Origin of the sequence: Mycobacterium bourgelatii, assembly GCF_010723575.1 — a bacterium.
Classification (GTDB): Bacteria; Actinomycetota; Actinomycetes; order Mycobacteriales; family Mycobacteriaceae; genus Mycobacterium; species Mycobacterium bourgelatii.
The window spans coordinates 1,930,234-1,955,749 of the sequence record NZ_BLKZ01000001.1 but is presented as its reverse complement, the minus strand read 5'-3'; the positions used below and the strand labels follow the sequence as shown (position 1 = coordinate 1,955,749).

The 25,516-nt window shown below is 66.2% G+C and carries 26 protein-coding genes and 1 pseudogene; 18 read left to right on the top strand and 9 right to left on the bottom strand.

Annotated features, from left to right (window positions below):
* The first annotated feature begins 43 nt into the window (after nt 1-43).
* The 18 genes and pseudogenes from G6N68_RS08715 (at nt 44) to G6N68_RS08635 (ending at nt 16,391) form a co-directional block, all read left to right on the top strand.
* Complete coding sequence (locus G6N68_RS08715) at nt 44-379, top strand: hydrogenase maturation nickel metallochaperone HypA (protein ID WP_163710480.1); 336 nt, start codon at nt 44-46, stop codon at nt 377-379.
* Between the two features lie 383 nt (nt 380-762).
* Nucleotides 763-1,818, top strand: a complete 1,056-nt coding sequence (locus G6N68_RS08710; protein WP_163710477.1) for an NADH-quinone oxidoreductase subunit B family protein — start codon at nt 763-765, stop codon at nt 1,816-1,818.
* Nucleotides 1,819-1,872: 54 nt separating this feature from the next.
* On the top strand, nt 1,873-3,672 hold the full coding sequence (locus tag G6N68_RS08705; protein ID WP_163710474.1) for a nickel-dependent hydrogenase large subunit: 1,800 nt from the start codon (nt 1,873-1,875) through the stop codon (nt 3,670-3,672).
* A gap of 3 nt (nt 3,673-3,675) precedes the next feature.
* Entirely contained in the window at nt 3,676-4,587 is a 912-nt protein-coding gene (locus G6N68_RS08700) for a NifU-related iron-sulfur-binding protein (RefSeq protein WP_163710471.1), read from the top strand.
* Nucleotides 4,584-5,234 (top strand): DUF5947 family protein, encoded by a 651-nt coding sequence (locus tag G6N68_RS08695; protein WP_163710468.1) that lies wholly within the window; start codon nt 4,584-4,586, stop codon nt 5,232-5,234. Before G6N68_RS08700 ends, G6N68_RS08695 begins: the two co-directional genes overlap by 4 nt.
* Nucleotides 5,231-5,896 carry a DUF6084 family protein gene (locus G6N68_RS08690; protein WP_163710465.1) on the top strand — a complete coding sequence of 222 codons (666 nt, stop codon included), beginning with the start codon at nt 5,231-5,233 and terminating at the stop codon, nt 5,894-5,896. The genes G6N68_RS08695 and G6N68_RS08690 overlap by 4 nt, the downstream gene beginning before the upstream one ends.
* Nucleotides 5,896-7,253 (top strand): annotated as a pseudogene (locus G6N68_RS08685) (hypothetical protein); the annotation flags it as partial. The gene G6N68_RS08690 and the pseudogene G6N68_RS08685, both read left to right, overlap by 1 nt.
* Nucleotides 7,244-7,363 carry a DUF6893 family small protein gene (locus G6N68_RS32065; RefSeq protein WP_371871549.1) on the top strand — a complete coding sequence of 40 codons (120 nt, stop codon included), beginning with the start codon at nt 7,244-7,246 and terminating at the stop codon, nt 7,361-7,363. The pseudogene G6N68_RS08685 and the gene G6N68_RS32065, both read left to right, overlap by 10 nt.
* A gap of 16 nt (nt 7,364-7,379) precedes the next feature.
* Nucleotides 7,380-7,892: a hydrogenase maturation protease gene (locus G6N68_RS08680; RefSeq protein WP_163710457.1), complete on the top strand. Its 513-nt coding sequence runs from the start codon at nt 7,380-7,382 to the stop codon at nt 7,890-7,892.
* A 2-nt stretch (nt 7,893-7,894) separates the two neighbouring features.
* On the top strand, nt 7,895-8,152 hold the full coding sequence (locus tag G6N68_RS08675) for a HypC/HybG/HupF family hydrogenase formation chaperone (RefSeq protein ID WP_163710454.1): 258 nt from the start codon (nt 7,895-7,897) through the stop codon (nt 8,150-8,152).
* A gap of 1 nt (nt 8,153) precedes the next feature.
* Nucleotides 8,154-10,517, top strand: coding sequence for a carbamoyltransferase HypF (gene hypF / locus G6N68_RS08670; RefSeq protein WP_163710451.1), 2,364 nt, complete (start codon nt 8,154-8,156; stop codon nt 10,515-10,517).
* Entirely contained in the window at nt 10,514-11,242 is a 729-nt protein-coding gene (locus G6N68_RS08665; RefSeq protein WP_163710448.1) for a HypC/HybG/HupF family hydrogenase formation chaperone, read from the top strand. The genes hypF and G6N68_RS08665 overlap by 4 nt, the downstream gene beginning before the upstream one ends.
* Complete coding sequence (locus G6N68_RS08660; protein ID WP_163710445.1) at nt 11,242-11,913, top strand: D-sedoheptulose-7-phosphate isomerase; 672 nt, start codon at nt 11,242-11,244, stop codon at nt 11,911-11,913. Before G6N68_RS08665 ends, G6N68_RS08660 begins: the two co-directional genes overlap by 1 nt.
* Nucleotides 11,910-13,022 carry a hydrogenase expression/formation protein HypE gene (gene hypE / locus G6N68_RS08655; protein ID WP_163710443.1) on the top strand — a complete coding sequence of 371 codons (1,113 nt, stop codon included), beginning with the start codon at nt 11,910-11,912 and terminating at the stop codon, nt 13,020-13,022. The genes G6N68_RS08660 and hypE overlap by 4 nt, the downstream gene beginning before the upstream one ends.
* Nucleotides 13,023-13,048: 26 nt before the next feature.
* Nucleotides 13,049-13,321: a HypC/HybG/HupF family hydrogenase formation chaperone gene (locus G6N68_RS08650; protein ID WP_163710440.1), complete on the top strand. Its 273-nt coding sequence runs from the start codon at nt 13,049-13,051 to the stop codon at nt 13,319-13,321.
* A 7-nt stretch (nt 13,322-13,328) separates the two neighbouring features.
* Nucleotides 13,329-14,474 carry a hydrogenase formation protein HypD gene (gene hypD / locus G6N68_RS08645; protein ID WP_163710437.1) on the top strand — a complete coding sequence of 382 codons (1,146 nt, stop codon included), beginning with the start codon at nt 13,329-13,331 and terminating at the stop codon, nt 14,472-14,474.
* 46 nt (nt 14,475-14,520) lie between these two features.
* Nucleotides 14,521-15,243 carry a DUF6390 family protein gene (locus tag G6N68_RS08640; RefSeq protein ID WP_163718359.1) on the top strand — a complete coding sequence of 241 codons (723 nt, stop codon included), beginning with the start codon at nt 14,521-14,523 and terminating at the stop codon, nt 15,241-15,243.
* Between the two features lie 20 nt (nt 15,244-15,263).
* The gene (locus G6N68_RS08635) at nt 15,264-16,391 is read left to right on the top strand and encodes an alkaline phosphatase family protein (protein WP_163710435.1); all 1,128 of its coding nucleotides are present in this window, start codon (nt 15,264-15,266) and stop codon (nt 16,389-16,391) included.
* A 107-nt stretch (nt 16,392-16,498) separates the two neighbouring features.
* Here G6N68_RS08635 and G6N68_RS32460 read toward each other — a convergent pair whose 3' ends face one another.
* The 9 genes from G6N68_RS32460 to G6N68_RS08590 form a co-directional block, all read right to left on the bottom strand.
* Nucleotides 16,499-16,906 (bottom strand): hypothetical protein, encoded by a 408-nt coding sequence (locus tag G6N68_RS32460; protein WP_503826937.1) that lies wholly within the window; start codon nt 16,904-16,906, stop codon nt 16,499-16,501.
* Between the two features lie 132 nt (nt 16,907-17,038).
* The gene (locus tag G6N68_RS08625) at nt 17,039-17,815 is read right to left on the bottom strand and encodes a 3-oxoacyl-ACP reductase (RefSeq protein ID WP_163710428.1); all 777 of its coding nucleotides are present in this window, start codon (nt 17,813-17,815) and stop codon (nt 17,039-17,041) included.
* Nucleotides 17,812-19,182, bottom strand: a complete 1,371-nt coding sequence (locus G6N68_RS08620) for an aldehyde dehydrogenase family protein (RefSeq protein ID WP_163710426.1) — start codon at nt 19,180-19,182, stop codon at nt 17,812-17,814. The genes G6N68_RS08625 and G6N68_RS08620 overlap by 4 nt, the downstream gene beginning before the upstream one ends.
* Nucleotides 19,179-19,913, bottom strand: coding sequence for a gamma-glutamyl-gamma-aminobutyrate hydrolase family protein (locus tag G6N68_RS08615; protein WP_163710423.1), 735 nt, complete (start codon nt 19,911-19,913; stop codon nt 19,179-19,181). Before G6N68_RS08615 ends, G6N68_RS08620 begins: the two co-directional genes overlap by 4 nt.
* The gene (locus G6N68_RS08610) at nt 19,900-21,285 is read right to left on the bottom strand and encodes a glutamine synthetase family protein (RefSeq protein WP_163710421.1); all 1,386 of its coding nucleotides are present in this window, start codon (nt 21,283-21,285) and stop codon (nt 19,900-19,902) included. Before G6N68_RS08610 ends, G6N68_RS08615 begins: the two co-directional genes overlap by 14 nt.
* A gap of 21 nt (nt 21,286-21,306) precedes the next feature.
* Nucleotides 21,307-21,861, bottom strand: a complete 555-nt coding sequence (locus G6N68_RS08605) for an alpha/beta hydrolase (protein ID WP_163710418.1) — start codon at nt 21,859-21,861, stop codon at nt 21,307-21,309.
* Between the two features lie 261 nt (nt 21,862-22,122).
* A complete protein-coding gene (gene map, locus G6N68_RS08600) occupies nt 22,123-22,980 on the bottom strand; it encodes a type I methionyl aminopeptidase (protein WP_163710414.1) in 858 nt (285 codons plus the stop codon).
* Nucleotides 22,981-22,990: 10 nt separating this feature from the next.
* On the bottom strand, nt 22,991-23,581 hold the full coding sequence (locus tag G6N68_RS08595) for a DUF1707 SHOCT-like domain-containing protein (protein WP_163710412.1): 591 nt from the start codon (nt 23,579-23,581) through the stop codon (nt 22,991-22,993).
* Nucleotides 23,582-23,629: 48 nt separating this feature from the next.
* Nucleotides 23,630-25,447, bottom strand: a complete 1,818-nt coding sequence (locus tag G6N68_RS08590; protein ID WP_163710408.1) for a penicillin-binding transpeptidase domain-containing protein — start codon at nt 25,445-25,447, stop codon at nt 23,630-23,632.
* Nucleotides 25,448-25,516 lie beyond the last annotated feature (69 nt).

The window sequence follows — 25,516 nt, the reverse complement described above, 5'->3', positions numbered from 1 at the left end:
TGTAGAACGGTGCGCATGGGCTTCCGTCCGCTCATGCCCAGCCGTGCATGAGCTGTCGCTGTGCGAAGCGATCGCCGGCGTGGTCAAGGCACACGCCGACGGCCGCCACGTCGACGTGGTCCGGGTCCGGGTCGGCGCCCTTCGACAGGTGGTTCCGGAATCGTTGTCATTCTGCTGGACGCTGGTCCGCGAATCCGAGAACATGCCGGACGCGGAGTTGGAACTGGAATGCGTCGCCGCCGTGGTCCGGTGCCGTGGGTGCGGCGAACAGTCGGAGATCGTCTCGCCGTGGTCGATCTGGTGTCCCAACTGCGACAGCACCGATGTCGAGGTGCTACGCGGCAACGAGTTCCTGGTGACATCGCTCGATGTCTCATGAAAGGCGTTGACCCTGAACGTATAGCATCGACATGGTTCACGAAGATCTTCGCCGCAAACCTGCCCCCGGGTCAATTTCGACCGACAGGCATTCGAGTGCAACGGAATCCGCGAGCTGATTATCAATAAGCCAAGCTAAGATCTCCGACCCAGTTGCGAATCATTTGCATTACGCACGTGCCTGGGCGATCACCGAATTACGCTGTCTCCGTTAGCGTTATCCAAAAAGCGAACGACCATCCAAATGCCGTCGTAGATCGCAGTTTGCTGACCGTTGACATTGCTTGTTGGTGGGAGTAGACCCAGAAACAGCGCCGCGCAAGTGGGCCGACGGTCGACTCCGGTGGCGTCAGGGGCCCTCAGCCCGCCCCGGAAAGCTGCACCATGCCGACAGAAGCAGCAGTCAAAGCGGAAGAAACGTTGATCCACGTTCTCTGGATCAATGCAGGGCTAAGTTGTGATGGCGATTCGGTGGCGTTGACTGCCGCCACCCAGCCCAGCGTCGAGGAGATCGCACTAGGTGCGCTGCCCGGCCTGCCGCAGGTCGCCGTCCACTGGCCCCTGATCGATTTCGAATGCGGACCCAACGGCGGCGCCGACGATTTCCTGGCGTGGTTCTTCAAGGCGGACCGCGGTGAATTGGAACCGTTCGTTCTCGTTGTCGAGGGCTCCATCCCCAACGAGAAGATCAAGGATGAGGGGTATTGGTGTGGGTTCGGCAACGACCCCGCCACCGGCCAGCCGATGACCACCAGCGAGTGGCTCGACCGCCTGGCGCCCAAGGCCACCGCGGTCGTCGCCGTCGGGACGTGCGCCACCTACGGTGGCATCCACGCCATGGCCGGTAACCCGACCGGGGCGATGGGAGTGCCCGACTACCTCGGTTGGGACTGGAAGAGCAAGGCCGGCATCCCGATCGTCTGCGTGCCAGGGTGCCCGATCCACCCGGACAACTTGTCCGAGACCCTGACCTACCTGCTCTACATGGCCACCGGGCAGGCACCGATGATCCCGCTTGACGATGCGCTGCGCCCGAAGTGGTTGTTCGGCAACACCGTGCACGAGGGCTGTGACCGGGCCGGCTACTACGAGCAGGGCGACTTCGCTACCGAGTACGGCTCACCGAAATGCATTGTCAAACTTGGCTGTTGGGGCCCGGTTGTGAAATGCAACGTGCCCAAGCGCGGCTGGATCAACGGCGTCGGCGGCTGCCCCAACGTCGGTGGCATCTGCATCGGGTGCACCATGCCCGGTTTCCCGGACAAGTTCATGCCTTTCATGGACGAGCCGCCGGGCGGCAAGGTCTCCACGGCCGCGTCCGGCCTGTACGGGAGCGTGATTCGCGGCCTGCGTGGCATCACCGGACGCACCGTTGACAAGGAACCACGCTGGCGCCAAAAGGGTGACCAGCTGACCACCGGGGCCCGCCGCACCTGGTAGGTCGCGGCTGACTCGTATTCCTTTACAGCCCTACGGCGGAGAGCAGTATTTGCGATGACAACCATAGTTCCCGATCCGACCACATCCAAGCGGGAGCCGGGCCAGCTCGTCGAGATGGCGTGGGACCCCATCACCAGGATCGTCGGCAGCCTGGGCATCTACACCAAGATCGATTTCGAGAACCGGGAAGTCGTTGAGTGCCACAGCACTTCGTCGATCTTCCGGGGCTATTCGATCTTCATGAAAGGCAAAGATCCGCGCGACGCCCACTTCATCACCAGCCGCATCTGCGGCATCTGCGGTGACAACCACGCCACCTGTTCCTGCTACGCGCAGAACATGGCCTACGGCGTCAGGCCGCCGCACCTCGGCGAGTGGATTGTCAACCTCGGCGAAGCAGCGGAATACATGTTCGACCACAACATCTTCCAGGAAAACCTGGTGGGCGTTGACTTCTGCGAAAAGATGGTCGCCGAGACCAACCCCGGCGTGCTGGCCAAGGCGGAGAACACCGCCGCACCGCACGCCGACGCGCACGGCTACCGGACCATCGCGGACATCATGCGCTCACTGAACCCGTTCAGCGGTGAGTTCTACCGGGAGGCGCTACAGGTCAGCCGCTGGACCCGGGAGATGTTCTGCCTCATGGAGGGGCGCCACGTGCACCCGTCCACGCTCTACCCGGGCGGGGTCGGCACCGTCGCGACGATCCAGCTGATGACCGACTACATGAGCCGGCTGATGCGCTACGTCGAGTTCATGAAAAAGGTCGTCCCCATGCACGACGACCTGTTCGACTTCTTCTATGACGCCCTGCCGGGTTACGAGAAGGTGGGCCTGCGGCGCACCCTGCTCGGCTGCTGGGGGTCGTTCCAGGATCCGGAGGTGTGCAACTTCGAATACAAGGACATGGAGCGCTGGGGCAACGCCATGTTCGTCACCCCGGGTGTGGTGGTGGACGGCAAGTTGGTCACCCACTCACTGGTCGACATCAACCTTGGCATCCGAATCCTTTTGGGCAGTTCGTATTACGACGACTGGACCGACCAGGAGATGTTCGTCAAGCAGGATCCGTTGGGCAACCCCGTGGACCGACGCCACCCCTGGAACCAGCACACAAACCCGCATCCGCAGAAGCGCGACATGGATGGCGGCAACTACAGCTGGGTGATGTCGCCGCGCTGGTTCGACGGCAAGGACCACTTGGCGCTGGACACCGGCGGCGGCCCGCTGGCCCGCCTGTGGGCGACCGCGCTGGCCGGTCTGGTCGACATCGGCTATGTCAAGGCGACCGGCAACAGCGTCCAGATCAACCTGCCCAAGACGGCGCTGAAAGGTCCCGTCGAATTCGAGTGGAAGATCCCCCAACACGGCAGCAACACGATCGAACGCGACCGGGCCCGCACCTATTTCCAGGCCTACGCCGCGGCGTGCGCGTTGCACTTCGCCGAGAAGGCGTTGGGAGAAATCCGCGCCGGGCGCACCAAAACCTGGGAGAAGTTCGAGGTACCGGACGAAGCCATCGGATGCGGCTTCACCGAGGCGGTCCGCGGTGTTCTGAGCCACCACCTGGTGATCAGGGACGGCAAGATCGCCAACTACCACCCCTACCCGCCCACACCCTGGAACGCGAACCCGCGCGACAGCTACGGGACCCCGGGACCCTACGAGGACGCGGTGCAGGGGCAGCCCATCTTCGAGGAGAACGACCGGGAGCACTTCAAGGGCATCGACGTCATGCGCACCGTCCGCAGCTTCGATCCGTGCCTGCCCTGCGGCGTGCACATGTACCTGGGTAAGGGCAAGACGCTGGAGAGACTTCACACTCCGACGCAGTCGCCCGTCGGGGAGTGACAGATGCCGGATCGCCCAGAAACCCGTCCGGACAACTCACATAGCGACGCACAGTGGCGTGCAGCGGGCGATCGGATCCAAACCCTCATGGATGCCTGCGCCGCGGGAGGGGCGGCAGCGCACGAACGCGCTCAGCAACTGGTAAGGGAGGTGATGGGGCTCTACGGGGCCGGGCTGCAACGCATCCTGGACCTGTGTGACGACCCGGAAATAGCCGAACGGCTGGCCACCGACGACCTGGTGGCCAGCCTGCTCCTTGTCCACGGCCTGCATCCGCACGACGTGCACCGGCGGGTTTCGGACGCCCTCGAGCGGGTCCGGCCGTATCTCGGATCCCACGGGGGCGACGTCGATCTGATCGGCGTCGGCGACGATGGCTGCGGCGGTTCCGTTGTGCGCCTGGCATTTGCCGGCAGCTGCAAGAGCTGCCCGTCGTCGGCGGTAACGCTGGAACTGGCCGTCGAGGACGCGGTGCGCGCCGCGGCACCGGAGGTCTCCTCCATCGAGGTGGTGTCAACGACGCAACCCAGCGGCGTCATTCCGACGGAATCGCTGATGGCGCATCTGCATTCGAACGGCAACGGTGGCACGGCGTGGCACCCGGTACCCGAGTTGCAGGGCCTGCGGCCGGGTGAAGTCGCCGGGTTCTTGGTCGCCGGGACCGAGTTGTTGGTGTGTCGGGTCGGGGCCAGCACGTTCGCCTACCGCGACCACTGCCCCCTCTGCGACGACTCGCTGGCCGGGGCCCCGTTTCGGGACGGGCTGCTGCGCTGCCCGCGCTGTCACACCGAATTCGACGTCGAGCACGCGGGCGCCGGCCCGGGCGGGGTTCACCTCGATCCGCTGCCCCTGCTCCCCCGCGACGGCGTGCTGTCGGTGGCGCTGCGAGACGAAGCGCTGGGAGCACCGGCATGACCGGTCTCTCGAGTCCGTACGACGTCCTGGCCCGAATGACCAGGCGGCCCCCCGAGCCCGCCGGTGAGCGTTGTGAGATGTGCGCCGAGGTGATCACCGACGAGCATCAGCACGTGGTGAATGTCGCCGGCCGGCAGCTGATGTGCGTCTGCCGCGCCTGTTATCTGCTGTTCACCGACTCCACCGCCGAACTGCGGTACCGGGCGGTGCCGGACCGGTACCTGGCCTTCCCCCACTTCGCGCTGGACCGGCGGGCCTGGGAGGCGCTGCAGATCCCGGTCGGCGTGGCGTTCTTCTTCGTCAACTCCGCACTGGGACGCACGGTGGGCTTCTACCCCGGTCCGGCCGGGGCCTGCGAATCCGAGCTGGACCTGGACGCCTGGAACGCCATCACCGAAGCCGACGCACGGGTGACAATGTTGGCCGACGACGTGGAAGCCCTGCTGGTCCGGGTTCCCGAAGACGACGAAACCGCGCAACCGCAAAGCTATCTCGTACCGATCGACGCTTGTTACGAGTTCGTCGGACGGTTGCGCATGCTGTGGCGGGGGTTCGACGGCGGCCAGCAGGCGCGCGAGTTCATCGACAGTTTCTTCGCGCGGGTCGCGGAGCGGGCCGTCGACACGGTCGCGGGGACACCGCGATGACCGACCAGCCGATTGACCTGAAGTTCACCGTGCTGGACGTGGTGCCCGAACCCTACGCCGTCAGCCCGGTGCTCACGGCACACGTCAGCATCGCCGCCGACGGCTCGGGCGTTGCGGCGTCGGTGCACGCGCTCGCCCTTCGCTGTCAGGTCCGCATCGAACCGCTGCGACGGTCCTATTCCGACGAGGAGGCCACAGGGCTCAGCGACTTGTTCGGCTCTCGCGACCGCTGGGCGAGCACGCAGCGGACATTCCTGTGGCAACACTGCACGGCGGTGATTCCGGGCTTCACCAGCAACACGACGGTGGCGCTGCCGCTGGACTGCACCTACGACTTCGAAGTCGCGGCCGCCAAGTACCTCCATGCGCTCCGCGGCGGCACGTTGCCACTTCAATTCCTCTTCAGCGGAACCATTTTCGTCAAATCCGAGCGCGGCTTCTCAGTCCAGCAGGTGTCCTGGGACTGCGAGGATCACTACGACATGCCGGTGTCGGTGTGGCACGAACTGATGGCCCTGCATTATCCGAATTCCGGATGGGTGCGCCTGACCCACGAGACGGTCACCGCCTTAACGGATTACAAGTCAGCCCGGGGGCTGCTCGACCTCGACCATGCGGTCACCGCGCTGCTGGCCGAGGCGTCAGAGCGGGAGGTGTTCTGATGACCTCGAGCCGGGACCGGGCCAGAGCCGTCGCCGACGCGGTGTTGTACGAGGGTTACCTGCTGTACCCCTACCGCGGAACGTCGAGCAAGAACCAATCCCGTTGGCAGTTTGGTGTTTTAGGCCCCCCCGGGGCGGCCAAGGCCGGCCTCGGTGAGGACGACACGCTGGCGGCGCAATTTTTGGTCGACGGCAGCCAGGCGATCACTATCGTGGTTCGGTTCCTGCAGTTGCAACACCGCCGCGCCGAACGCGAGTTGCCCGGAGGCGATTTCAAACCCGTCGGCGAACTGACCACCCCGTCCGGTTCCTGGCTGACCTGGGATGAAGCGGTGGAATGCGAAATGTCGTTCGGCCCCCTGGTCATCGACGGCCCACCCGCCGCCCTGCCGGTCTTCGTCGCAGACGGCACCGAGATGGAAGCGGTCGGGGGCGGCCGCCTGGTGCGCGAGCGTCGCGAAATACGGGGTGAACTCAGCGTATTCAGTGAGTCCCACGAAGAGTCTCAGGATCGGCTGCGCCGCATTTCGGTGCAGGTCCGCAACGTCGGCGCCGCCGCGACCGACCAGGACGACGCGATTGCTCGGTCCATGATCGGCTGCCACGTCATCGCCGAAGTCGTCGGCGGCCGATTCGTCTCATTGCTGGATCCGCCACCGCACGCGGTCGACGCGGTTTCCCGTTGCCGCCAGCACCGTTGTTTTCCCGTGCTGGCCGGCCCACCCGGCACCGACGACATGCTGCTGGTTTCGCCGATCATCCTCTACGACCACCCCGAAGTCGCCGAACAGAGCAGCACCGCGCTGTACGACTGCACGGAGATCGACGAGATCCTGACGTTGCGTGTGATGACGATGACCGAGGAGGAGAAGGCGCAGGCGCGGGCCACCGACCCGCGGGCCGCTCGGATCATCGACGAGTGCGACGCCATGTCACCCGATGCGATGGCCCGCCTGCACGGTGTGCTGCGTGATCCACACGCGCTTTCGCCTGGCTTGGTCCCAGAGATCCCGGAAGGTGTCGACTGGTGGGATCCATTGGCCGACAACGCGGTCCGTCCCGAAATCGACGCCGTACTCGTGAACGGCGTTCGCATCGCCCGCGGCAGCCACGTGCGTTTGCGACCCAGCCGAAACGCCGACGCGCAAGACATTTTTGTCGCCGGCAAGACCGCCCGCGTCACATCGGTGCACGAGGACGTCGAGGGCAACAAGCATGTCGCGGTGGTCGTCGACGACGACCCGGCGGCCGATCTGCACGACTGGTACGGCCGCTACCTGTACTTCTCCCCGGACGAGGTCGAACCACTGGAAACAACGCAATCAAGAATCGAGTAAGGAGTCCGAAATGGAAGTCTTGGGTTGGGTATTCGTGGCGATCCTCGCGGTCGTGGTCGGGGTGGCGTTGGTGCTGGGACTGATGTCACTCCCGGACGCCCGCCGCTACCTCAAGCTCCGGCGCATGTAGTTGCTGCTGCGACACCATGGCAGGACGCATTCTGGTAGCCGGGATAGGCAACATATTTTTGGGGGACGACGGGTTCGGCTCGGAAGTGGTTCAGCGAGTGGACATCCCGCCGGATGGCGGTGTGCGTATCACCGACTACGGCATCCGCGGCATGCACCTGGCCTACGACCTCTTGGATGATTGGGACGCCCTGGTGCTGGTCGACGCGGTGCCCAGCCGTGGCCAGCCCGGCGCCCTGCACATCTTCCAGGCCGACTTTGACGCCGACGACGCAGCATGGTCCAGCACGACGGGTCTGGACGCACACAGCATGGACCCCGCAGTGGTGTTCGGCAGCCTGCGAGCATTGGGCGGCACTCCGCCCTACACCGTGGTCGTGGGCTGCGAGGTGGGCAACATCGAAGAAGGCATCGGCCTCAGCGAACCGGTCGCCGAGGCGGTGCCGCGGGCTGTGCGGGCGGTCGAGGAGATCGTTGCGGCGCTTCAAATCCCCGCGCCGGCATCCGCCTCCGCTCACGGGAGGCGCTGATCATGTGCCTCGGTATCCCCGGTCAGGTGATCAGGATGCTGGACGGTTACGAAGGACAACTCGCGCTGGTCGACGTCACCGGTGAACAGCGCAAGGTCAACGTCGGCATGCTGCCGGACGAAACGTTTCACCCCGGCGACTGGGTGATCATCCACATGGGTTTCGTCGTGGAGAAAACCGACCGCATGGGTGCCGAGCAGGCAATGGCGGGTCTGGAGTTGATGGGCCGCGGCCCCAGTGGTGACGAAGGCGGCGGGTGAGATGACAGCAGCGCCGGTGGTGGTGAAATCCGACGAGGTTCGGCGGCGACTCACCGTGACCGGCGTCGTGCAGGGGGTCGGGTTCCGCCCGTTCGTCCACCGCGTCGCCAGCGAGCTCGGCCTGTCCGGATTCGTCGGAAACGATTCCGGCGCAGTGTTCGTGGAGGTGCAGGGCGACCGCGCCCGGGTGGACGAGTTTGCTCGACGGCTACGTGCCGAAGCCCCGCCGCTGGCACGGATCGGCGCCGTTGCCGTGACGGAGGTCGCGCTCGACGCCAACCGCGGTGGCCGTCTGTTCCGTATCGTGGCCAGCCAGCGAGCCACCGGTGGGACGACCCCGATTCCGCCCGACGTGGCGGTGTGCACCGAGTGTGTGGCGGAGTTGTTCGATCCGCGTGATCGCCGCTACCGGCACCCGTTCGTCACGTGCACCAATTGCGGCCCGCGGTTCACCATCATCCAAACCCTGCCCTACGACCGTCCGGGCACCACCATGTCGGCATTCGACATGTGCGACCGATGCGCCGCCGAATACCACGACCCCTCGAATCGCCGGTTCCACGCGCAACCCATAGCCTGCCCGAATTGCGGACCCACACTATGGTTTCGCTCCGGCGGGGTGCGGACCAACGGATCCGATGCGGCACTTGCGGCGGCTCAGCAGGCCCTGGCGTCCGGTGCGGTGGTCGCCGTCAAGGGGATCGGCGGTTACCACCTGGCCTGCCTCGTCGACGACGAGGCGGCAGTGGGCAAGCTGCGGTCACGCAAGGCCAGGGGGGCCAAGCCCTTCGCCGTTCTGGTACGTGACCTCGACGTCGCACGCCGCTACGCGGACATCGATGACGCCGAGGTGGCGGTGTTGTCGAGTCCGGCGAGGCCGATCGTGTTGCTACGGCGCCACGCTACGGCACCCTTGGCCGAGTCCGTGGCGCCCGGTAACCCATTGGTCGGCCTGATGCTGCCCTACTCCCCCATCCATCACCTGCTGTTGGCACCGGTGCCTGGCGCTAACGCACCGGTGCCGGATGCCCTGGTGATGACCAGTGCCAACCTTTCGAACGAGCCCATCTGCTTCACCGAAGACGATGCCGCGCAACGCCTGCCAACGCTGTGCGACGCCGTCCTGGACCACGACCGTCCCATCCACGTGCCGTGTGACGACTCGGTGGTCCGCGTCGTGAGTGATGGCGAAGACAGCCGGGAGTTGCCGATCCGCCGGTCTCGCGGCTTTGCGCCGTTACCCGTAGAGCTCGGCCGCATCGGACGCACGGGCCCGGCGGTGTTGGCCGTTGGCGGCGAACTGAAGAACACCTTCTGCCTCACCGACGGCCCCCGCGCCTACCTGTCCGGGCACATCGGAGACATGGGTACCTGGAAGACGCTGTGCGCGTTCGAGCGCGCGGTGGATCAGCTCAGCGAGATACGCGGCACGCCGGCGCGATTGGCCGCCGACCTGCATCCCGGGTACCACACCCGCGGCTGGGCCGAGCGCCACGCGGACGACCGGCCGTTGGATCTCGCCCAGCACCACCACGCGCACGTGGTCTCGCTGTTGGCCGAGCACGGACGCCTTGGCGAACCCGTCATCGGGGTCTCCTTCGACGGCACCGGGTACGGCAGCGACGAGACGATCTGGGGCGGTGAGATTCTCGCGCTCGGGCACGACAGCCACCGATTCGCCCGCGTCGGGCATCTGCTGCCGGTGCCGCTACCCGGCGGCGACGCCGCGGTGCGCAACCCGTGGCGGATGGCGCTCTCGCAACTTTTTGCCGCCGGCATCGAATGGACGGCGGAGCTGCCCCCCGTCGGCGCGGCCAGTCCGGACGAATTACGGCTCATTCGTTCCCAATTGGAATGCGGCGTCGGGTGTGTGCCGTGCTCGAGCATGGGCAGGTTGTTCGACGCGGTCTCCTCGCTGCTGGGCGTGCGGCACCGTATTGACTACGAAGGCCAGGCGGCCATCGAACTCGAGGCGCTGGCCGATTCGGCCGGCGAGGCTCCCCGACCGTCGCTGCCGCTTGCGGTGGGTGCCGACGGTGTGATCGATCCTCGTCCCATGGTGCAGGCGCTGGTGTCGGCGCTGCGCGCGGGGACGTCTACGGCACTGTTGGCGGCGGCTTTCCACGAGGCAGTGGCGGTCGCGGTGGGCCGGGTGGTCGACCAGGTGGCCAATGGCGTGCGGCTGGTCGGTCTCACCGGCGGAGTGTTTCAAAACGTAGTGCTATTGCGCACCTGCCGCAATCTGTTGCGCCGAAATGGCTTTGAAGTATTGACTCACCAGATCGTGCCGCCCAACGACGGCGGGCTGGCGCTGGGTCAGGCCGCGATCTCGGTGCTTATCGCATTGGAAGAGGCTGACTCATGAACACAATCACCGCGGTCGATCGCGGTCTCAGTCCAGAACTCGCCGCTGATCTCGCGGGCGCGGCGCTCATGCTGGCCCGGCGGTTCGCTGCCGGGGCGACCATGTGGTCCATCGCGCCGTCGTGGGAACCGCATGCCATGCACATCGCCGTCGAGTTCGTACACCCGGTGATCATGGGTAAGCGCGCGCTACCGGCGGTGGCGCTGACCGGACCCGAATTGGTTGATCTGGTGCGAGTTTCGGTCCGGCCCGGTGACATCGTGGTGGCGGTCTCGGATGCGGGACAACCCGACGTGCGGTCGGTGATGCACCGAAGCCCCGCATGGGGCGCGACGACCATCTGGATTGGCAGCGGCCAACGACCGCCGGCCGGTGTGGCCGACCACGTGCTGTGGCTCGACGACCCCGACCCACGGGTTCCCGCCACGGGCGGCTTCGTGCTCTTCTACCACGTGTTGTGGGAGTTGACCCATGTGTGTTTCGAGCATCCGGGATTGCTGCGGCAGAACGGCTCCGAATGCGCCGGCGAGACATGTGTTACGTGCAGCGACGAAGGCCGCCTCGGGGAGGTGGTGACGGCCTCGACGGAGGGGCTGGCCAAAGTGCGCACCGCACAAGGCGTCACGGACGTGGCGACGACGCTGGTCGACCCGGTCGCCCCTGGTGATCTGGTGCTGGTGCACGCGGGCACGGCGATAAGCCGCGTGGATGTGGAGGACGCGTGATGACACCCGAGAACGAACCCACCAACTTTCTGTATCCGTTCATCGATGCCAAGGAAGACGATCCCACGTCGCTGCTCGCCGACCTGGCCGCATCCGCTCAAGCGAAAGCCGCCGAAAGTGCAGCGCTGCGGCGCATCACGCTGGAGGCCAACACGGATCTGCTGAACCGGGCCGCTACCGAGTTGGCCCGCCGGTTCTTGGCGGGCGGCCGGATGTTCACCTTCGGAAACGGCGGCAGCTGCACCGATTCCACCACGCTGGCGCGGTTGTTCGCCCGCCCGCCGATCGGCCGCCCCCTGCCCGCCTGGTCATTGACCGCCGACCAGGCGATCATCACCGCGCTGGGCAATGACGTCGGATTCGAGCTGGTGTTCGCCCGCCAGCTGATCGCTCGTGCCCGGGCCGGTGACATCGCGGTCGCCATGTCGACCAGCGGCAACTCTGCGAACCTGCTCGCGGCGCTGGCCGAGGCGCGCCAACGCGGCCTGTACACCGTCGGATTCGCCGGTTACGACGGCGGTGCCTTCGCAGAAAGCCCAAATGTGGATGCCTGCTTCATCGTTCGCTCCCAAAGCGTGCACCGGATTCAAGAGGCGCAGGCGTTGGTGGGTTATCGGCTGTGGCTGGCAACCCAGGAACACATCAACGACCATGACCTGGGGGCCGCATGAACAACCCAACTGGCCAATACCTTTCGTCGCGGCCGCGGTTCGCCGAGAGCCAGGTCATCGAGCGTATCGAGTCGTTCCGCAGGCGTCGTCCACGGTTGCTGGACGACCAGGTGACCCTGGCGCACGGCGCGGGCGGAAAGGCTTCCGCGGCACTGATCGACGCGGTCTTCCTGGAGGCCTTCGGTAATCCGCTGTTGGAATCGCTCGGTGACGGCGCCGTCCTCACCCTGCCCAGTGGCGAGCGGATCGTCATGTCCACCGACTCTTTCGTGGTGCAGCCCATACGGTTTCCCGGCGGGTCGATCGGCGAACTCGCCGTGCACGGAACGTGCAACGACGTGGCGATGGCTGGCGCAGTGCCGACCTGGATTTCGGCGGCGTTCGTGCTCGAGGAGGGTTTCCCGATCGCGGAATTGAAGGAGATCGTGGCCGATATGGCCGCCGCGGCCGCCAAGTCCGGCGTGCAGATCGTCACCGGCGACACCAAAGTGGTGCCCAGAGGGGCGGCCGACGGCATGTTCATCACCACCACCGGAACCGGGGTGATTCCAGCGGGACGGCAACTTTCGGCGCAGTCGGTGCGCAGCGGCGACAAGGTGCTGCTGTCGGGATCGATGGGCGATCACGGCATGGCCGTGATGCTCGCCCGGGGCGATCTGGCGATCGAAGCCGACATCAGCTCCGACACCGCGTCGGTGAGCCCGCTGGTGGAACTGCTCCTGGCGGCGGCGCCGTCGACCCGGTGGTTGCGCGACGCGACGCGAGGTGGCGTCGGCACGGTCTGCAACGAACTGGCGCAGGCCTGCGGTCTCGGGGTGCTGTTGCACGAGGATCGACTACCCGTGCGTCCGACGGTCAACGGCGCGTGCGAGTTGCTCGGCATCGATCCGCTGTACGTCGCCAACGAAGGCAAGTTCGTCGCCGTCGTCGCACCAGAGGAGGCGCACGCTGGGCTGGCCGCGCTGCGGTCACATCCGCTGGGCGTTGATGCGGCCGAAGTGGGAGAGATCGTCACCGAACCTGCGGAAAGCGTAGTGCTGCGTACCGGATTCGGCGGCACTCGGATCGTCGACATGCTCGTCGGCGACCCGCTGCCCCGAATCTGTTGAGCGCTGCTGACAAGGAGGAGTTTGTCATGTGTCTGGGGATTCCGGGTCGGATCGTCGAGATCACCGATCCGGCAAATTATTTGGCCAAGGTGGATGTAAGCGGCGTCCAGCGCACCATCAGCGTCCGACTGCTGGAAAACGACATGCCCAGACCGGACGACTGGGTCCTGGTCCACGTCGGATTCGCGATGGCCAAGATCGACGAGACGGAGGCTCTGCTCACCCTGGCCGCCGTCCAGAAGCTCGGTGAGGCTTACACCACCGAACTCGAAGCCTTCGACACTTCATCCATCATCTAGGAGCGCAATGAAATTCGTCGACGAATTCCGTGATCCGGCGGCCGCGCGCAAACTGCTGATCGCCATCGAGCAGTTGGCTAACTCGGCCGCAGGCAGTGATCACTTCAAGTTCATGGAAGTGTGCGGCGGACACACCCACACCATTTATCGGCACGGCATCGAACACCTGCTGCCGGAGAACGTCGAATTGGTGCATGGCCCGGGCTGCCCGGTGTGCGTGATACCCATGGGGCGCATCGACGACGCGATGTGGCTGGCCGGCCAACCCGATGTTGTTTTCACCTGTTTCGGCGACATGATGCGGGTGCCCGGCTCGCACGGCAGCCTGCTGGACGCGAAGGCGCGCGGCGCCGACGTGCGTTTCGTGTATTCACCGTTGGACGCCCTCAAGGTCGCGCTCGACAACCCGGACAAGCAGGTGGTGTTCTTCGCCATCGGTTTTGAAACCACCGCGCCCTCGACGGCGGTGACGCTGGTGCGGGCTCGTGACCTGGGGCTCTCGAACTTCAGTGTCTTCTGCAACCACGTCACGATCGTGCCGCCGATCAAGGCCATCCTGGAATCCCCCGACCTGCGGCTGTCGGGTTTCATTGGGCCCGGGCACGTGTCGACGGTGGTGGGCAATCGGCCGTACCGGTTCGTGCCGGAGGTATACCGAAAGCCGTTGGTGGTTTCGGGTTTCGAGCCGCTGGACATTCTGGCCTCGGTGGCGATGCTGTTGCGCCAGATCCGCGAAGGCCGTTGCGAGGTAGAAAACCAGTACAAACGGGTCGTCCCCGAACACGGCAACCCGGCCGCGCTGACGCTGATGGGCAAGGTGTTTGCGCTCCGTCCGCATTTCGAATGGCGCGGGCTGGGCTTCATTTCGCAGAGTGCGCTGCGCCTGCACGACGATTTCGCGGACTTCGACGCCGAACTTCGGTTCGCGATGCCCGGGGTGCGGGTGGCTGACCCGAAGGCCTGCCAGTGCGGCGAGGTGCTCAAGGGTGTGCTCAAACCCTGGGAATGCAAGGTTTTCGGCACCGCGTGCACCCCGGAGACGCCGATCGGGACGTGCATGGTTTCGCCCGAGGGCGCGTGCGCCGCGTACTACAACTTCGGCCGCATGCACCGGGACGCGGCCAAACTCGTAGGACAACCCGAACGGGTGTGAGGCGTTGACCAGAGCCGACGCCGCGCGCGTCGAGGCCGGCCCCGAGATGTTCGCGCGCTACGCCTATGCGCCGAACGCTCTTGGCTTTTGCGGTCCCCCGTTGGGAGCCACTTTGCGCGACGGTTCGGTCGACGATGTCCGCCAGGCGGCGTCCAAATTCTCCGGGGCCTGGCCCTACCTGCGGGTCCTCTCCACGCTCACCGCAATCGCCGATCCGCTGGATTACCGGTTGGTCGAGTCGTACTGGCTCGGCGGCGGGGTGGGCGCCGACATCGACTCGCAAGAATTCTTTGCCAAGCTGCTTTCCATCATCGGCCCCCAGGCGGGCCGATACTGGTCTCATCTCACTGCCGAGCTGGCGTGCGAGGCGGCCCCGAACCATTGTTTTCACGTGTTCGGCGTGTATCCGTGGACGCGTTTCTTAGGCATTTCAACAGGTCCCGGCGCCGACGAGCATCCGTTGACCGTGCTGGACAATTGTCGGATCAGTTGGGGCACAGTCGTTTCCCGTGACGGCGATGACGTCACAGTGCTGTGCCGCGGGCTAGCGTGGGCGGATCGCACCCTCGCCCTGGCTGACCCGGCGCCGCGGGTGCTGGACGTGTGGACGGATGGATATAGCGCGGTACCCGACGTGGCGGTCGGGGATGAGGTCGCCCTGCACTGGGGGCGGCTGTGTGGCCGGCTGCTTCCGCAACAGGTTCGTTCCCTGGCCGCGACGACGGACCGACAACTGCAAGTGACCAGCCAGCGACTGGCCCGCGTCTAAGGTCGTGCAGACTGGCGGTCGTGCCCGCTTCAATCTGCGATGTGCTACCCGCGGCCGCCACGTTGTTGGGGTTCCCGGGCGGGGTTGACCGGTTGGGATTGTCGGACTGGGTCAACGGGGTCGGGCAGGTCGATCGCGTGGCCGTATTGCTCGCCGACGGGTTGGGCTGGCACCTGCTGCCGGAGTTGGTGGATGATGCCCCGCTGCTCGCCTCCGTACTGGCCGGCGGCACGGGATGGTTGAGCCAACTGGCCTGTACCTTCCCGTCGACCACACCGACCAGCCTGGTGTCGTTCGGCACCGGCGCGCAGCCCGGCGAGCACGGCATCCTGGGCTTCACCTTGAACATCCCCGGCACCAAACGGGTGCTCAGCCACATCCGGTGGCGAGACGACCCACCGCACCGTCAATGGCAACCGGTTCCCACCTGGTTCGAACGACTCGCGCAAGCCGGGGTCAGCGTGCGCGCCGTACTGCCGGAGTGGTTCATCGGTAGCGGATTGACCTCCGCGGCCTATCGAGGCGCTGCGTTTCGCCCGACCCACGCGGGCGACGACTACGCCCAGCAACTGATCGATGAACTGAGCGCCGGACCCGGGCTGGTCTACGGCTACATCGCCGACTTGGACACCGCGGCGCATGTCTTCGGTATCGGGTCGGAAGAGTGGCACGCCGCCGCGGCCACCGTCGACCTGTTATTGACGCGGTTGGTCGAGGCGCTACCTCCCACGACGGCGTTGCTGGTGATCGCCGATCACGGGGGGCTCAACGTCCCCCCGACGGCTCGGATCGACCTTGACACCGACCCGAGACTGACGGCAGGAATACGGGTCGTCGCCGGCGAACCACGAGTGCGCTACCTGCACACCGAGCCCGGCGCCGCGCCCGATGTGCTGGCCGCCTGGCGCGAAGTCCTTAGCGGCAGGGCGGATGTCCACACGCGCGACGAGGCCGTCGCCGCAGGATTGTTCGGCCCGGTGAACCCACTGCACCTGCCGCGGATTGGCGATGTCGTCGTCGTCTGCACCGATGACACGGCGGTGCTGGCGACCGGTCACGAGCCGCCGGAATCCGCGAACCTCGTCGGTTTTCACGGCGCGGCGACCGAAGCCGAAATGGCGATCCCGCTCATCGCTTTTCGGGGCTAATCCGGCGTAATGAAGATGCCCGCCGCAGCGGCGGTACATCCTGCGACGGGTCCGCGATGTGTCGCGTCGTCCCGGTCACGTTCGGCGCGGAATCAGTACTGGGCACATCAGTCGTAACAGGCGATGCTGTCGCCCTCCTCTATCTGGAGCGAGCCACAATTTGGACACCGAGGCGGCGCGTCGAAACTCAAAGCCCCGCCGCAGTCACACTTGACCGCGGCTTCCACAGCGGCGAAGTACTCCTCAGCCGAGATGGGTTCGATGTCGAGATGCTCTCGCACGTACTGGTGCTCGCCGGCGAAGGCGACCGTGTAGGGCCGGTCACTGCCCTTCAAATAGCGCGTGTGCAGATCACCGAGCTCATCGAAGCCGACGTCTTTCGCCCGGCCGCATCGAACGCAGCGCAATTGGTGAAAGAAGAAACCTCCGCCGTGCGTCACGGTGAACCGATGATCGCAGTCTAGACACCTGGCCGATACCCTCGATCCCACGAAACCTCCTTTGTTGCTACCCATTTTAGGAATGAGCACCGACAAAATTGGGCGTCGCGAGGCCGGCGGCAGCCGCCAAGAACTCGCACCGGCGACCGTGAATTCTGGGACGGATCAACGGCGTGTCGCGCCGTCCCGTTCACACTCGGCGCGGAATTACAGCGGCGTGACGTAAGCCGAGCTGATGCCGCCGTCGACCAGGAACGTCGAGGCGGTGATGAAGGAGGCATCATCGCTGGCCAAAAACGCCACCGCCGCGGCGATTTCGTCCGGCTCGGCGAACCGGCCCAGCGGCACATGCACCAGCCGTCGGGCCGCCCGTTCTGGGTCGGCGGCAAAAAGCTCCTGCAGCAGCGGGGTATTGACCGGCCCGGGGCACAACGCGTTCACCCGGACCCCCTGCCGGGCGAATTGCACGCCCAACTCGCGTGACATGGCCAGCACCCCACCCTTGGAAGCGGTGTAAGAGATCTGCGAAGTCGCCGAACCCATCACCGCGACGAAGGATGCCGTGTTGATGATCGAGCCCTTGCCCTTAGGCACCATGTGCCGCAACGCCGCCCGGCAGCACAAGTACACCGATTTCAGGTTGATGTCTTGAACCCGTTGCCAGGCAGGCAGTTCGGTGTTTTCGATCAGGTCGTCGTCAGGCGGTGAGATGCCGGCGTTGTTGAAGGCGATGTCGACCGTGCCGCAGGCTTCGGCGGCGGTATCGAACAGGTGGTTGACCGCGTCCTCGTCGGAAACATCCACCTGCACAAACAGGCCGCAGAGTTCTTCGGCGACCACACCCCCGGCTTCGTCGTCGATGTCGCCGATCACGATCGTCGCGCCTTCGGCCCGCATCCGGCGGGCTGCGGCCAGGCCGATGCCACTGCCTCCACCTGTGATGACGGCCACCCGGCCCGCCAGTCGCTGGGTCAAGTCGATCACGATTCCTCCTCGGTGACCGCGATGAACACGTTCTTGGTCTCGGTGAACTGCAGCGGCGCATCGGGCCCGAGCTCGCGGCCAAGACCGGACTGTTTGAAGCCGCCGAACGGCGTGTTGAACCGGACCGACGAATGCGAATTCACCGACAGGTTCCCGGATTCGACGGCCCGCGATACCCGCAGCGCGCGGGACAAGTCGTCGGTCCAAATCGATCCGGAAAGTCCGTAGGCGGTGTCGTTCGCCAACGCGATGGCGTCGGCCTCGTCTTCGAACGTCAGCACCGTGACCACCGGACCGAAGATCTCCTCGGTGACGCAGCGATCCGAACGGCTCGGGGTGAGAACCGTTGGCGGGAACCAGAATCCACGACCGGTCGGGGCGGTGCCACGAAAGGCGACGGGGGCGTCGTCGGGCACATAGCCGGCCACCTTGGCGCGGTGCTCGGCCGATATCAGTGGGCCCATTTCGGTGTCGCGCGCAGCAGGGTCCCCTACGACCAGCCCGCGCACGGCCGGCTCAAGCAGCTCCATGAACCGGTCATACACGCTGCGCTGCACCAGGATTCGGCTACGGGCGCAGCAGTCCTGGCCAGCGTTGTCGAATACCCCGGCCGGCGCGGTGGCCGCCGCGCGTTCCAGGTCGCAGTCGGCGAAGACGATGTTGGCACTCTTGCCGCCCAGCTCCAGCGTCACGCGCTTGACGTGCTCGGCCGCACCCGTCATCACCTGCTTGCCGACTTCCGTTGAGCCGGTGAACACCACCTTGCGGATGTCGGGGTGGGTGACCAACCGTTGGCCGACCACCGACCCCCGCCCCGGCAGCACCTGCAGCAGGTCCGGGTCCAGGCCCGCCTCCACCGCCAACTCCCCAAGCCGGATGGTGGTCAGCGGCGTCCACTCGGCCGGCTTGACCAGCACGGCGTTGCCGGCGGCCAGGGCGGGTGCGATCCCCCACATCGCGATCACCATCGGGAAGTTCCACGGGGTGATCACCCCGACCACGCCCATTGGTTCGTGGAACGTGACGTCGAGCCCGCCCGCAACCGGAATCTGCTCGCCGGACAATCGTTCCGGGCTGCCGGCATAGAACTGCAGGACGTCGCGGACGTTGCCCGCCTCCCACTCGGCCGAGCCGATCGGGTGGCCCGAATTGGCCACCTCCAGCGCCGCCAATTCGCCGAGGTGGGCATCCACGACGGCGGCGAAGGCACGCAGGCCCGCGGCGCGTTCGGCGGGTCCCAGGCGTGCCCAGCGGCGTTGCGCCGAACGGGCGCGTTGCACCGCGTCGTCGACGGCGGCGGGATCGCTGTGCTCGACCGAGCGCAACACTTCCTCGGTGGCGGGGTTGATCACCCGCGTCGAGCTCATCGGCCCGCGTACGACTGAGCGGCGTCCACCAGTGCCGCGAAGAGTCGCAAGTCGTCCAGGGATTTTTCCGGATGCCACTGCACCGCGAGGGCGAACTTCTCGCCGGGCAGTTCGACCGCCTCGACCACCCCGTCGACGTCCCAGGCGCTGACCACCAGGCCGTCACCGACCCGGTCGATCGCCTGGTGGTGGTAGCAGGGCACGTCGGCGGTATCGCCGAGTAGCGCAGCCACCCGGGTGCCGGCCACCGTACGCACCGGCAGTTTGGTGAACACCCCGTTGCCCGCCCGGTGGCCCGAGTGCCCGATCACCTCGGGCAGGTGCTGGTGCAGCGTCCCGCCGAACGCCACGTTGAGCACTTGCGCGCCGCGACAGATGCCCAGCACCGGCACGCCGCGGTCCAGTGCGGCCCGCAGCAGCGCGAACTCCCACGCGTCGCGATCCAGACGCGGCTGATCGGTGGTCGGATGCGGATGCTGGCCGTAGGCGGCGGGGTCCAGGTCGTAGCCGCCGGTGATCACCAACCCGTCCAGCCGGTCCAGTAACCGGTTGGCGCTCTCGACGTCCACCGGTTGCGGCGGTAGCAGCGTCGGGATGCCACCGGCCAGGGCCACCCCCTCGAAGTAGTCGGCCGGCAGATAGGCCGCCGGAATGTTCCAGACGCCGATCTGCACCTGCTCGCGATAGGTCGTCAGACCGATCACCGGCCGGGTCACTTTAGAGGCGTTCAAACCCGCGCTTCCTTTCCCAGTCCGTGACCGCCGCGTTGAATGCCGCCAGCTCGACGCGGGCGTTGTTCAGGTAGTGCGCGACCACGTCGTCGCCAAATGCCTCCCGGGCCAGCGACGACGCCTCGAACAGCGCCGCGGCTTCGGCCAATGTGGTGGGCAGCCGCTCGACGTCGGGAGCTTCATAGGCGTTACCGCCCCAGGGCTCGGGAAGTTCTAGGTCCCGTTCGACACCGTACAGCCCTCCGGCGATCAGCGCCGCCACGGCGAGGTACTGGTTGACGTCTCCGCCGGGGACGCGGCATTCCACGCGAATGTTGCGTTCGTGGCCGACGACCCGCAGCGCGCAGGTGCGGTTGTCCAATCCCCAGGCGACGGCGGTGGGCGCGAAACTGGCATCGGCAAATCGCTTGTAGGAGTTGATGTTCGGGGCGAAGAACAGGGTCAGCTCGCGCAGGCTTGCCAACACGCCGGCGACGAAGCTGCGGAAGATTGGTGACATGCCGTGCGGCCCGTCGTCGTCGGCGAACACCGCGGCGCCGTCGCCGTCCCGCAACGACAAGTGGATGTGGCAACTGTTGCCTTCGCGCTCGTCGTATTTCGCCATGAACGTAAGGCTTTTGCCGTGCTGGTCGGCGATTTCCTTGGCGCCGTTTTTGTAGATCGCGTGGTTGTCGCAGGTGACCATGGCCTCGTCGTAGCGAAACCCGATCTCCTGTTGACCGTAGTTGCATTCGCCCTTGACGGCCTCGAAGCGCAGACCCGCCCCCTCCATCCCCAGTCGAATGTCACGCAACAGCGGCTCCATGCGCGTCGACGCCAAGATCGCGTAGTCGATGTTGTAGTCACTGGCCGGCGTCAGGTCCCGGTAACCGCTGGCCCAGGCCTGGCGATACGGCACATCGAACGCCATGAACTCCAACTCGGTGGCGGCGTCGGCAATCAGCCCGCGCTCACCAAGCCGGTCGAGTTGGCGACGCAGGATGCTGCGCGGCGCGACGCTCACCGCGCCGCCGTCAGGCCAGGCCAGGTCGGCGATCACCAGCGCGGTGGCCGGTAGCCACGGAATGCGCCGCAACGTGCTGCGATCCGGCGTCATCACCATGTCGCCGTAGCCGGTTTCCCAACTCGACATCGCGTATCCGGACACCGTATTCAGGTCGACGTCGACCGCAAGCAGATAGCCGCAGCAGTCCACACCTTGGGCGGCCAGCTCCTCGACGAACAGCCGGGCCGACACCCGCTTGCCGGCCAGCCGGCCCTGCATGTCGGTGAAAGCCACGATGACGGTGTCGATGTCGCCGGAGTCGACCAACCGTTCCAGTTCGTCCCAAGACAAGGCAGCGCCCTGCGCGGAACGTTTCTCCGAAGCCATGGCGGCAAGTCTGCCGGATGCTTACCAGCCGCTGGTGCGCAACACGATCTCGGTGGCCAACTGCGCGGTGGAGTCGTGCGCGTTGCGCTGGGCCGAGAGGTCGACGACCCGGTGATCGGCGTAGACCACCCGCTGGCTGTTGTTGGCCACCTTCCGCGTGGCCGCCGAGCTGACCAGGATGGTGGTTCCGATTTCCACCGGCGGGCATTGATCGTCGGCAACCACACCTGCGGCATCGGCCACTGCCGGATGTCCGCGGTCGATCACCACCAAGCCGATGAACCGGCCCAACTTCTTGGCCGCGAGTTGCCAAGCGAGTTCGGCCCCGCCGCGGTCGCCGACCAAAACGGCCCATGAGATACCAAGGGTGTCAAGGATTCCGAGTACCGACTTGGGGGTCAGCCGCGGTTCGAAGCCAATGACGACGGTCCGCAGCCCGGCGTTGTGCAGGCGGTCGCAGACCGCGTCGTACGCGGCGAGCGGACGCTGCTCGGCGCCGAGCAGGACGATCGCGACACCCTTCTCCGGACCGGTGACTGCCACTGGGACCGGAACCCCTTCGAGCGTGGTCATCATCGGAGGCACCTTCGCAAAGTTACCGGCAAATCGCTTCGGATGCGCAGTTCGCTTCAGTAATTCTGTTCAGAATTTAAGCACCGGCTAGCTGGTCGCGCCCTTCGAACCCTTGGCGCCCGGCGCGCCGAAGACGCTTCCGCCGACGCCGCCCTGCGCACCGTCCCCGCCAGCGCCGTGAGCCCCTTGGACAGCTGTCCCACCGTCGCCTCCGGAGCCGCCCGCACCGCTGGTGATTGGGCGGTCGGGCGGACAGCGCGGCGGCTAGAGCGTGGTGAGGATCTCGACGCCGGTATCGGTGACCAGCAACGTGTGCTCGAACTGCGCGGTCCACTTACGATCGCGCGTCACCACCGTCCACCCGTCGTCCCAGATCTCGTAGTCCAGGCTGCCCAGGTTGATCATCGGCTCGATGGTGAACGTCATGCCCGGTTGCATGATGGTCCCGACGGCGGGCTGGTCGTAGTGCAGTACCACCAGGCCGTTGTGGAATGTGGTGCCGATGCCGTGGCCGGTGAAGTCGCGGACCACGTTGTAGCCGAAGCGATTTGCGTAGGACTCGATGACGCGCCCAATGATGGACAGCGCCCTCCCCGGCTTGACGGCCTTGATCGCGCGCATCGTCGCCTCACGGGTTCGTTCCACCAGTAGGCGGTGCTCCTCGGAGACGTCGCCGGCCAGGAAGGTGGCGTTGGTGTCGCCGTGCACCCCTTCGATGTAGGCGGTGACGTCGATGTTGACGATGTCGCCGTCCTCGATCACCGTCGAGTCGGGGATGCCGTGGCAGATCACCTCGTTGAGTGAGGTGCAGCACGACTTAGGAAATCCCTTGTAGCCCAAGGTCGACGGGTACGCGCCGTTGTCGATCATGTACTCGTGCGCAATCCGGTCGAGCTCGTCGGTGGTCACACCGGGCGCGACGGCCTTGCCCGCCTCGGCCAAAGCGCCCGCCGCGATCCGGCCCGCGAGGCGCATCTTCTCGATGACCTCCGGTTCCTGCACCCACGGCTCGGTGCCCTCTTTGGCCGTCGGCTTCCAGGCGTATTCGGGGCGCGCGATCCACTTGGGCACCGCCCGTGTCGGTGAGAGCTCGCCAGGGGCAAGCGCGGTTCGAGCAGGCATGCCGGTCAGCTTAATCGCGCTGGCCGGGGCGGCGCAGGAGTGGCCGCCGCGGCCCGCGAATCACCACCGAGCCGAACACCACCTGCCCGGTGATCACGACGTGCGGCGTGCCCTCCGGCGGTGGGTCCTTGCGCCGGTCGACCGCGCTGCCCACGTAGACCTCCACGTTGTCGATCGAGGCACTCGCACCCTCTGGCAGTCGCAGGTCCAGCGAGCCGAATTTCATGTCCAGTTCGATCACCACGACCGGCCCCGCGAAGCGGGCTTTGGTGAGGTCGAGGTCGATCGAGCCGAACCGGCGTACCAGCGCCAGCCGCGTGGGCACCATCCAGGCGCCGTGGCGTTTCAGCGAACCGGCCCAGCCGCGCAGTTCGACGCGGTCGGCCGCGGAGGTGACGATCGCGCCCGGCCCGGGCAGGTCGCCGACCAGTCCGTCCAGTTCGCTTTGAGTGCGCGCGTAGGACACGCGCGACGAACGTTGCTCGAACTCGTTGATATCGATCAGCCCGAGCGCAACGGCGTTGTGCAGACGCCGCATGGTGCCGTTGCGGTCGGCATCCGAAACCCGCAACGACACCATGTCCCCACCGGTGTCAGTCATTTACCCAAATTTACCCGTTACCGCGCGGCCTGGCCTGCGCGTTATTGGCTAGGCAAGGAAGCCGGGCGGCAACGAGTCCAGCATCACCTTGGTCATCCGGACCGCGTATTCCGAGCTGCCGCCCCCGACGATCAGTGCCGCGAAGGCCATGTCGCCGCGGTACCCGGCAAACCAGGAATGCGATCCCCCCGGGAATTCGGCCTCACCGGTCTTGCCGTAGACCTCACCGCAGCCGGCGATGTCTTTGGCGGTGCCGTTGGTCACCACCAGCCGCATCATCGGCCGCAGCGCCTCCACCATTTTTGGGGTGATCGGCGTGGTATCGCCCTGGACGATCGTCGGCCGCCCGGCGATCAACTGCGGAACCGGGGTTCTGCCCGCCGCCACCGTGGCCGCCACCAAAGCCATGCCGAACGGGCTGGCCAGCACCTTGCCCTGACCGAAGCCGTCTTCGGTGAGCTCGGCGAGGTCCACGGTCGGCGGCACCGAACCGGTCACCGTGGTGATTCCCTCCACCTGATAGTCGAGCCCGATGCCGTAGCGCTGCGCCGCCTGGGTCAGGCCGCGAGGCGGCAGCTTGCTGCTCAGCTCTGCAAATGTGGTGTTGCAGGAGCTCGCGAACGCACGCGACAGCGGCACCACACCCAGATCGAAGCCGCCGTAGTTCGGGATGGTGCGGTGGCCGATGTCGAGATGTCCGGGACAACCGAGCATCGTGTTGGGGGTTGCCATGTCACGCTCGACGGCCGCTCCCGCAGTGATCATCTTGAACGTCGATCCGGGCGGGAAGAGCCCGGTCGTGGCGAGCGGGCCGTCCTCGTTGGCGCCGGCATTCTGCGCGATCGCCAGGATCTCGCCGGTAGAGGGCTTGATCACGACAATCATCGCCTTGCCGCCCCTGGTGTCCACGGCGTGCTGGGCGGCGTTCTGCACGGTCCGGTCCAGGGTGATCGAGACCGACGGCGCTGGTGTCGGTTCGACCTCGTGCAACACGGCGACGTCGACGCCGTTCTGGTTGACGCTGACCACCCGCCAGCCCGCCTGGCCGTCGAGCTCGTCGATGACGGCCTTTTTCACCTCGGTCATGACGACCGGTGCGAAGTGGTCGTCGGTCGGCAGCAGGTCGGCCTGCGGAGTGACCACGACACCCGGCAGCCCCCCGATCGCCGCGAAGACCCGATTGCTGTCGTCGACGCGCAGCGTGACCCCAAGGTCCATCGGCTCGGTCATGGAACTTGCTTGTTCGGCCAGCAACTGCGGATCGTTCAACGCTTCGTTGAACGGATGCAGCGCGTCGACCACGGCGTGGGCGATCCCGAACAGGTCGCGCCCGGCCTTGGTGGCGTCCAGCGAGTAGTGGTAGAGGTACCCCGGCGCGAGGACATCGGTGCCGCCTAACTCGTTCACCGAAGCCCGCTGGGGCTTGTCCGCCCGCAGCGCGAAGGTTTGATGTTCGCCCAGTTTGGGATGCAGGCCGGTGGTCGTCCAACGGACCTGCCAACGGCCCTCGTCACGGGCCATCTTGAGCTGGCCGTCGTAGCTGAAAGTCCGGTCCTTGGGCAGATGCCAGGTGAAGCGGTAGGCGACGGTGCCCACGTCCTCGGCGTACTTCGAACCGAGCACCTGCGCATCAAGGTGCGTGGCCTGCAGTCCCGCCCACGCCGCGTTGAGGGCTTCGCGCGCCTCGTTGGGGTTGTCGGTGAGCTGAGCGGCCGTCGCGGTGTCGCCGACGGACAGCGCGGCGAAGTACCTCTCGGCTGCCGGACCGGGACCTTCGGGGCGCGGGGTACAGGCGGGCAGCAGGGTCACGGCGGCCAGCACCATCACCGCTGTGACAGATGAGGCTACTGTTGTTCTCGTTACCATCGGTGCTGATGTTAGAGCTGTGGCGTAGCCACGGGCGCCGACACACCGAGACCGAACCGTTACGTCGAG

What these genes read in the sequence shown, in the direction of transcription:
- G6N68_RS08710 (WP_163710477.1), top strand. Translation starts at nt 763, where the DNA reads ATGCCGACAGAAGCAGCAGTCAAAGCGGAAGAAACGTTGATCCACGTT.
- G6N68_RS08705 (WP_163710474.1), top strand. Translation starts at nt 1,873, where the DNA reads ATGACAACCATAGTTCCCGATCCGACCACATCCAAGCGGGAGCCGGGC.
- G6N68_RS08700 (WP_163710471.1), top strand. Translation starts at nt 3,676, where the DNA reads ATGCCGGATCGCCCAGAAACCCGTCCGGACAACTCACATAGCGACGCA.
- G6N68_RS08695 (WP_163710468.1), top strand. Translation starts at nt 4,584, where the DNA reads ATGACCGGTCTCTCGAGTCCGTACGACGTCCTGGCCCGAATGACCAGG.
- G6N68_RS08690 (WP_163710465.1), top strand. Translation starts at nt 5,231, where the DNA reads ATGACCGACCAGCCGATTGACCTGAAGTTCACCGTGCTGGACGTGGTG.
- G6N68_RS32065 (WP_371871549.1), top strand. Translation starts at nt 7,244, where the DNA reads ATGGAAGTCTTGGGTTGGGTATTCGTGGCGATCCTCGCGGTCGTGGTC.
- G6N68_RS08680 (WP_163710457.1), top strand. Translation starts at nt 7,380, where the DNA reads ATGGCAGGACGCATTCTGGTAGCCGGGATAGGCAACATATTTTTGGGG.
- G6N68_RS08675 (WP_163710454.1), top strand. Translation starts at nt 7,895, where the DNA reads ATGTGCCTCGGTATCCCCGGTCAGGTGATCAGGATGCTGGACGGTTAC.
- hypF (WP_163710451.1), top strand. Translation starts at nt 8,154, where the DNA reads ATGACAGCAGCGCCGGTGGTGGTGAAATCCGACGAGGTTCGGCGGCGA.
- G6N68_RS08665 (WP_163710448.1), top strand. Translation starts at nt 10,514, where the DNA reads ATGAACACAATCACCGCGGTCGATCGCGGTCTCAGTCCAGAACTCGCC.
- G6N68_RS08660 (WP_163710445.1), top strand. Translation starts at nt 11,242, where the DNA reads ATGACACCCGAGAACGAACCCACCAACTTTCTGTATCCGTTCATCGAT.
- hypE (WP_163710443.1), top strand. Translation starts at nt 11,910, where the DNA reads ATGAACAACCCAACTGGCCAATACCTTTCGTCGCGGCCGCGGTTCGCC.
- G6N68_RS08650 (WP_163710440.1), top strand. Translation starts at nt 13,049, where the DNA reads ATGTGTCTGGGGATTCCGGGTCGGATCGTCGAGATCACCGATCCGGCA.
- hypD (WP_163710437.1), top strand. Translation starts at nt 13,329, where the DNA reads ATGAAATTCGTCGACGAATTCCGTGATCCGGCGGCCGCGCGCAAACTG.
- G6N68_RS08640 (WP_163718359.1), top strand. Translation starts at nt 14,521, where the DNA reads ATGTTCGCGCGCTACGCCTATGCGCCGAACGCTCTTGGCTTTTGCGGT.
- G6N68_RS32460 (WP_503826937.1), bottom strand. Translation starts at nt 16,906, where the DNA reads ATGGGTAGCAACAAAGGAGGTTTCGTGGGATCGAGGGTATCGGCCAGG.
- G6N68_RS08620 (WP_163710426.1), bottom strand. Translation starts at nt 19,182, where the DNA reads ATGAGCTCGACGCGGGTGATCAACCCCGCCACCGAGGAAGTGTTGCGC.
- G6N68_RS08610 (WP_163710421.1), bottom strand. Translation starts at nt 21,285, where the DNA reads ATGGCTTCGGAGAAACGTTCCGCGCAGGGCGCTGCCTTGTCTTGGGAC.
- G6N68_RS08605 (WP_163710418.1), bottom strand. Translation starts at nt 21,861, where the DNA reads ATGATGACCACGCTCGAAGGGGTTCCGGTCCCAGTGGCAGTCACCGGT.
- map (WP_163710414.1), bottom strand. Translation starts at nt 22,980, where the DNA reads ATGCCTGCTCGAACCGCGCTTGCCCCTGGCGAGCTCTCACCGACACGG.
- G6N68_RS08595 (WP_163710412.1), bottom strand. Translation starts at nt 23,581, where the DNA reads ATGACTGACACCGGTGGGGACATGGTGTCGTTGCGGGTTTCGGATGCC.
- G6N68_RS08590 (WP_163710408.1), bottom strand. Translation starts at nt 25,447, where the DNA reads ATGGTAACGAGAACAACAGTAGCCTCATCTGTCACAGCGGTGATGGTG.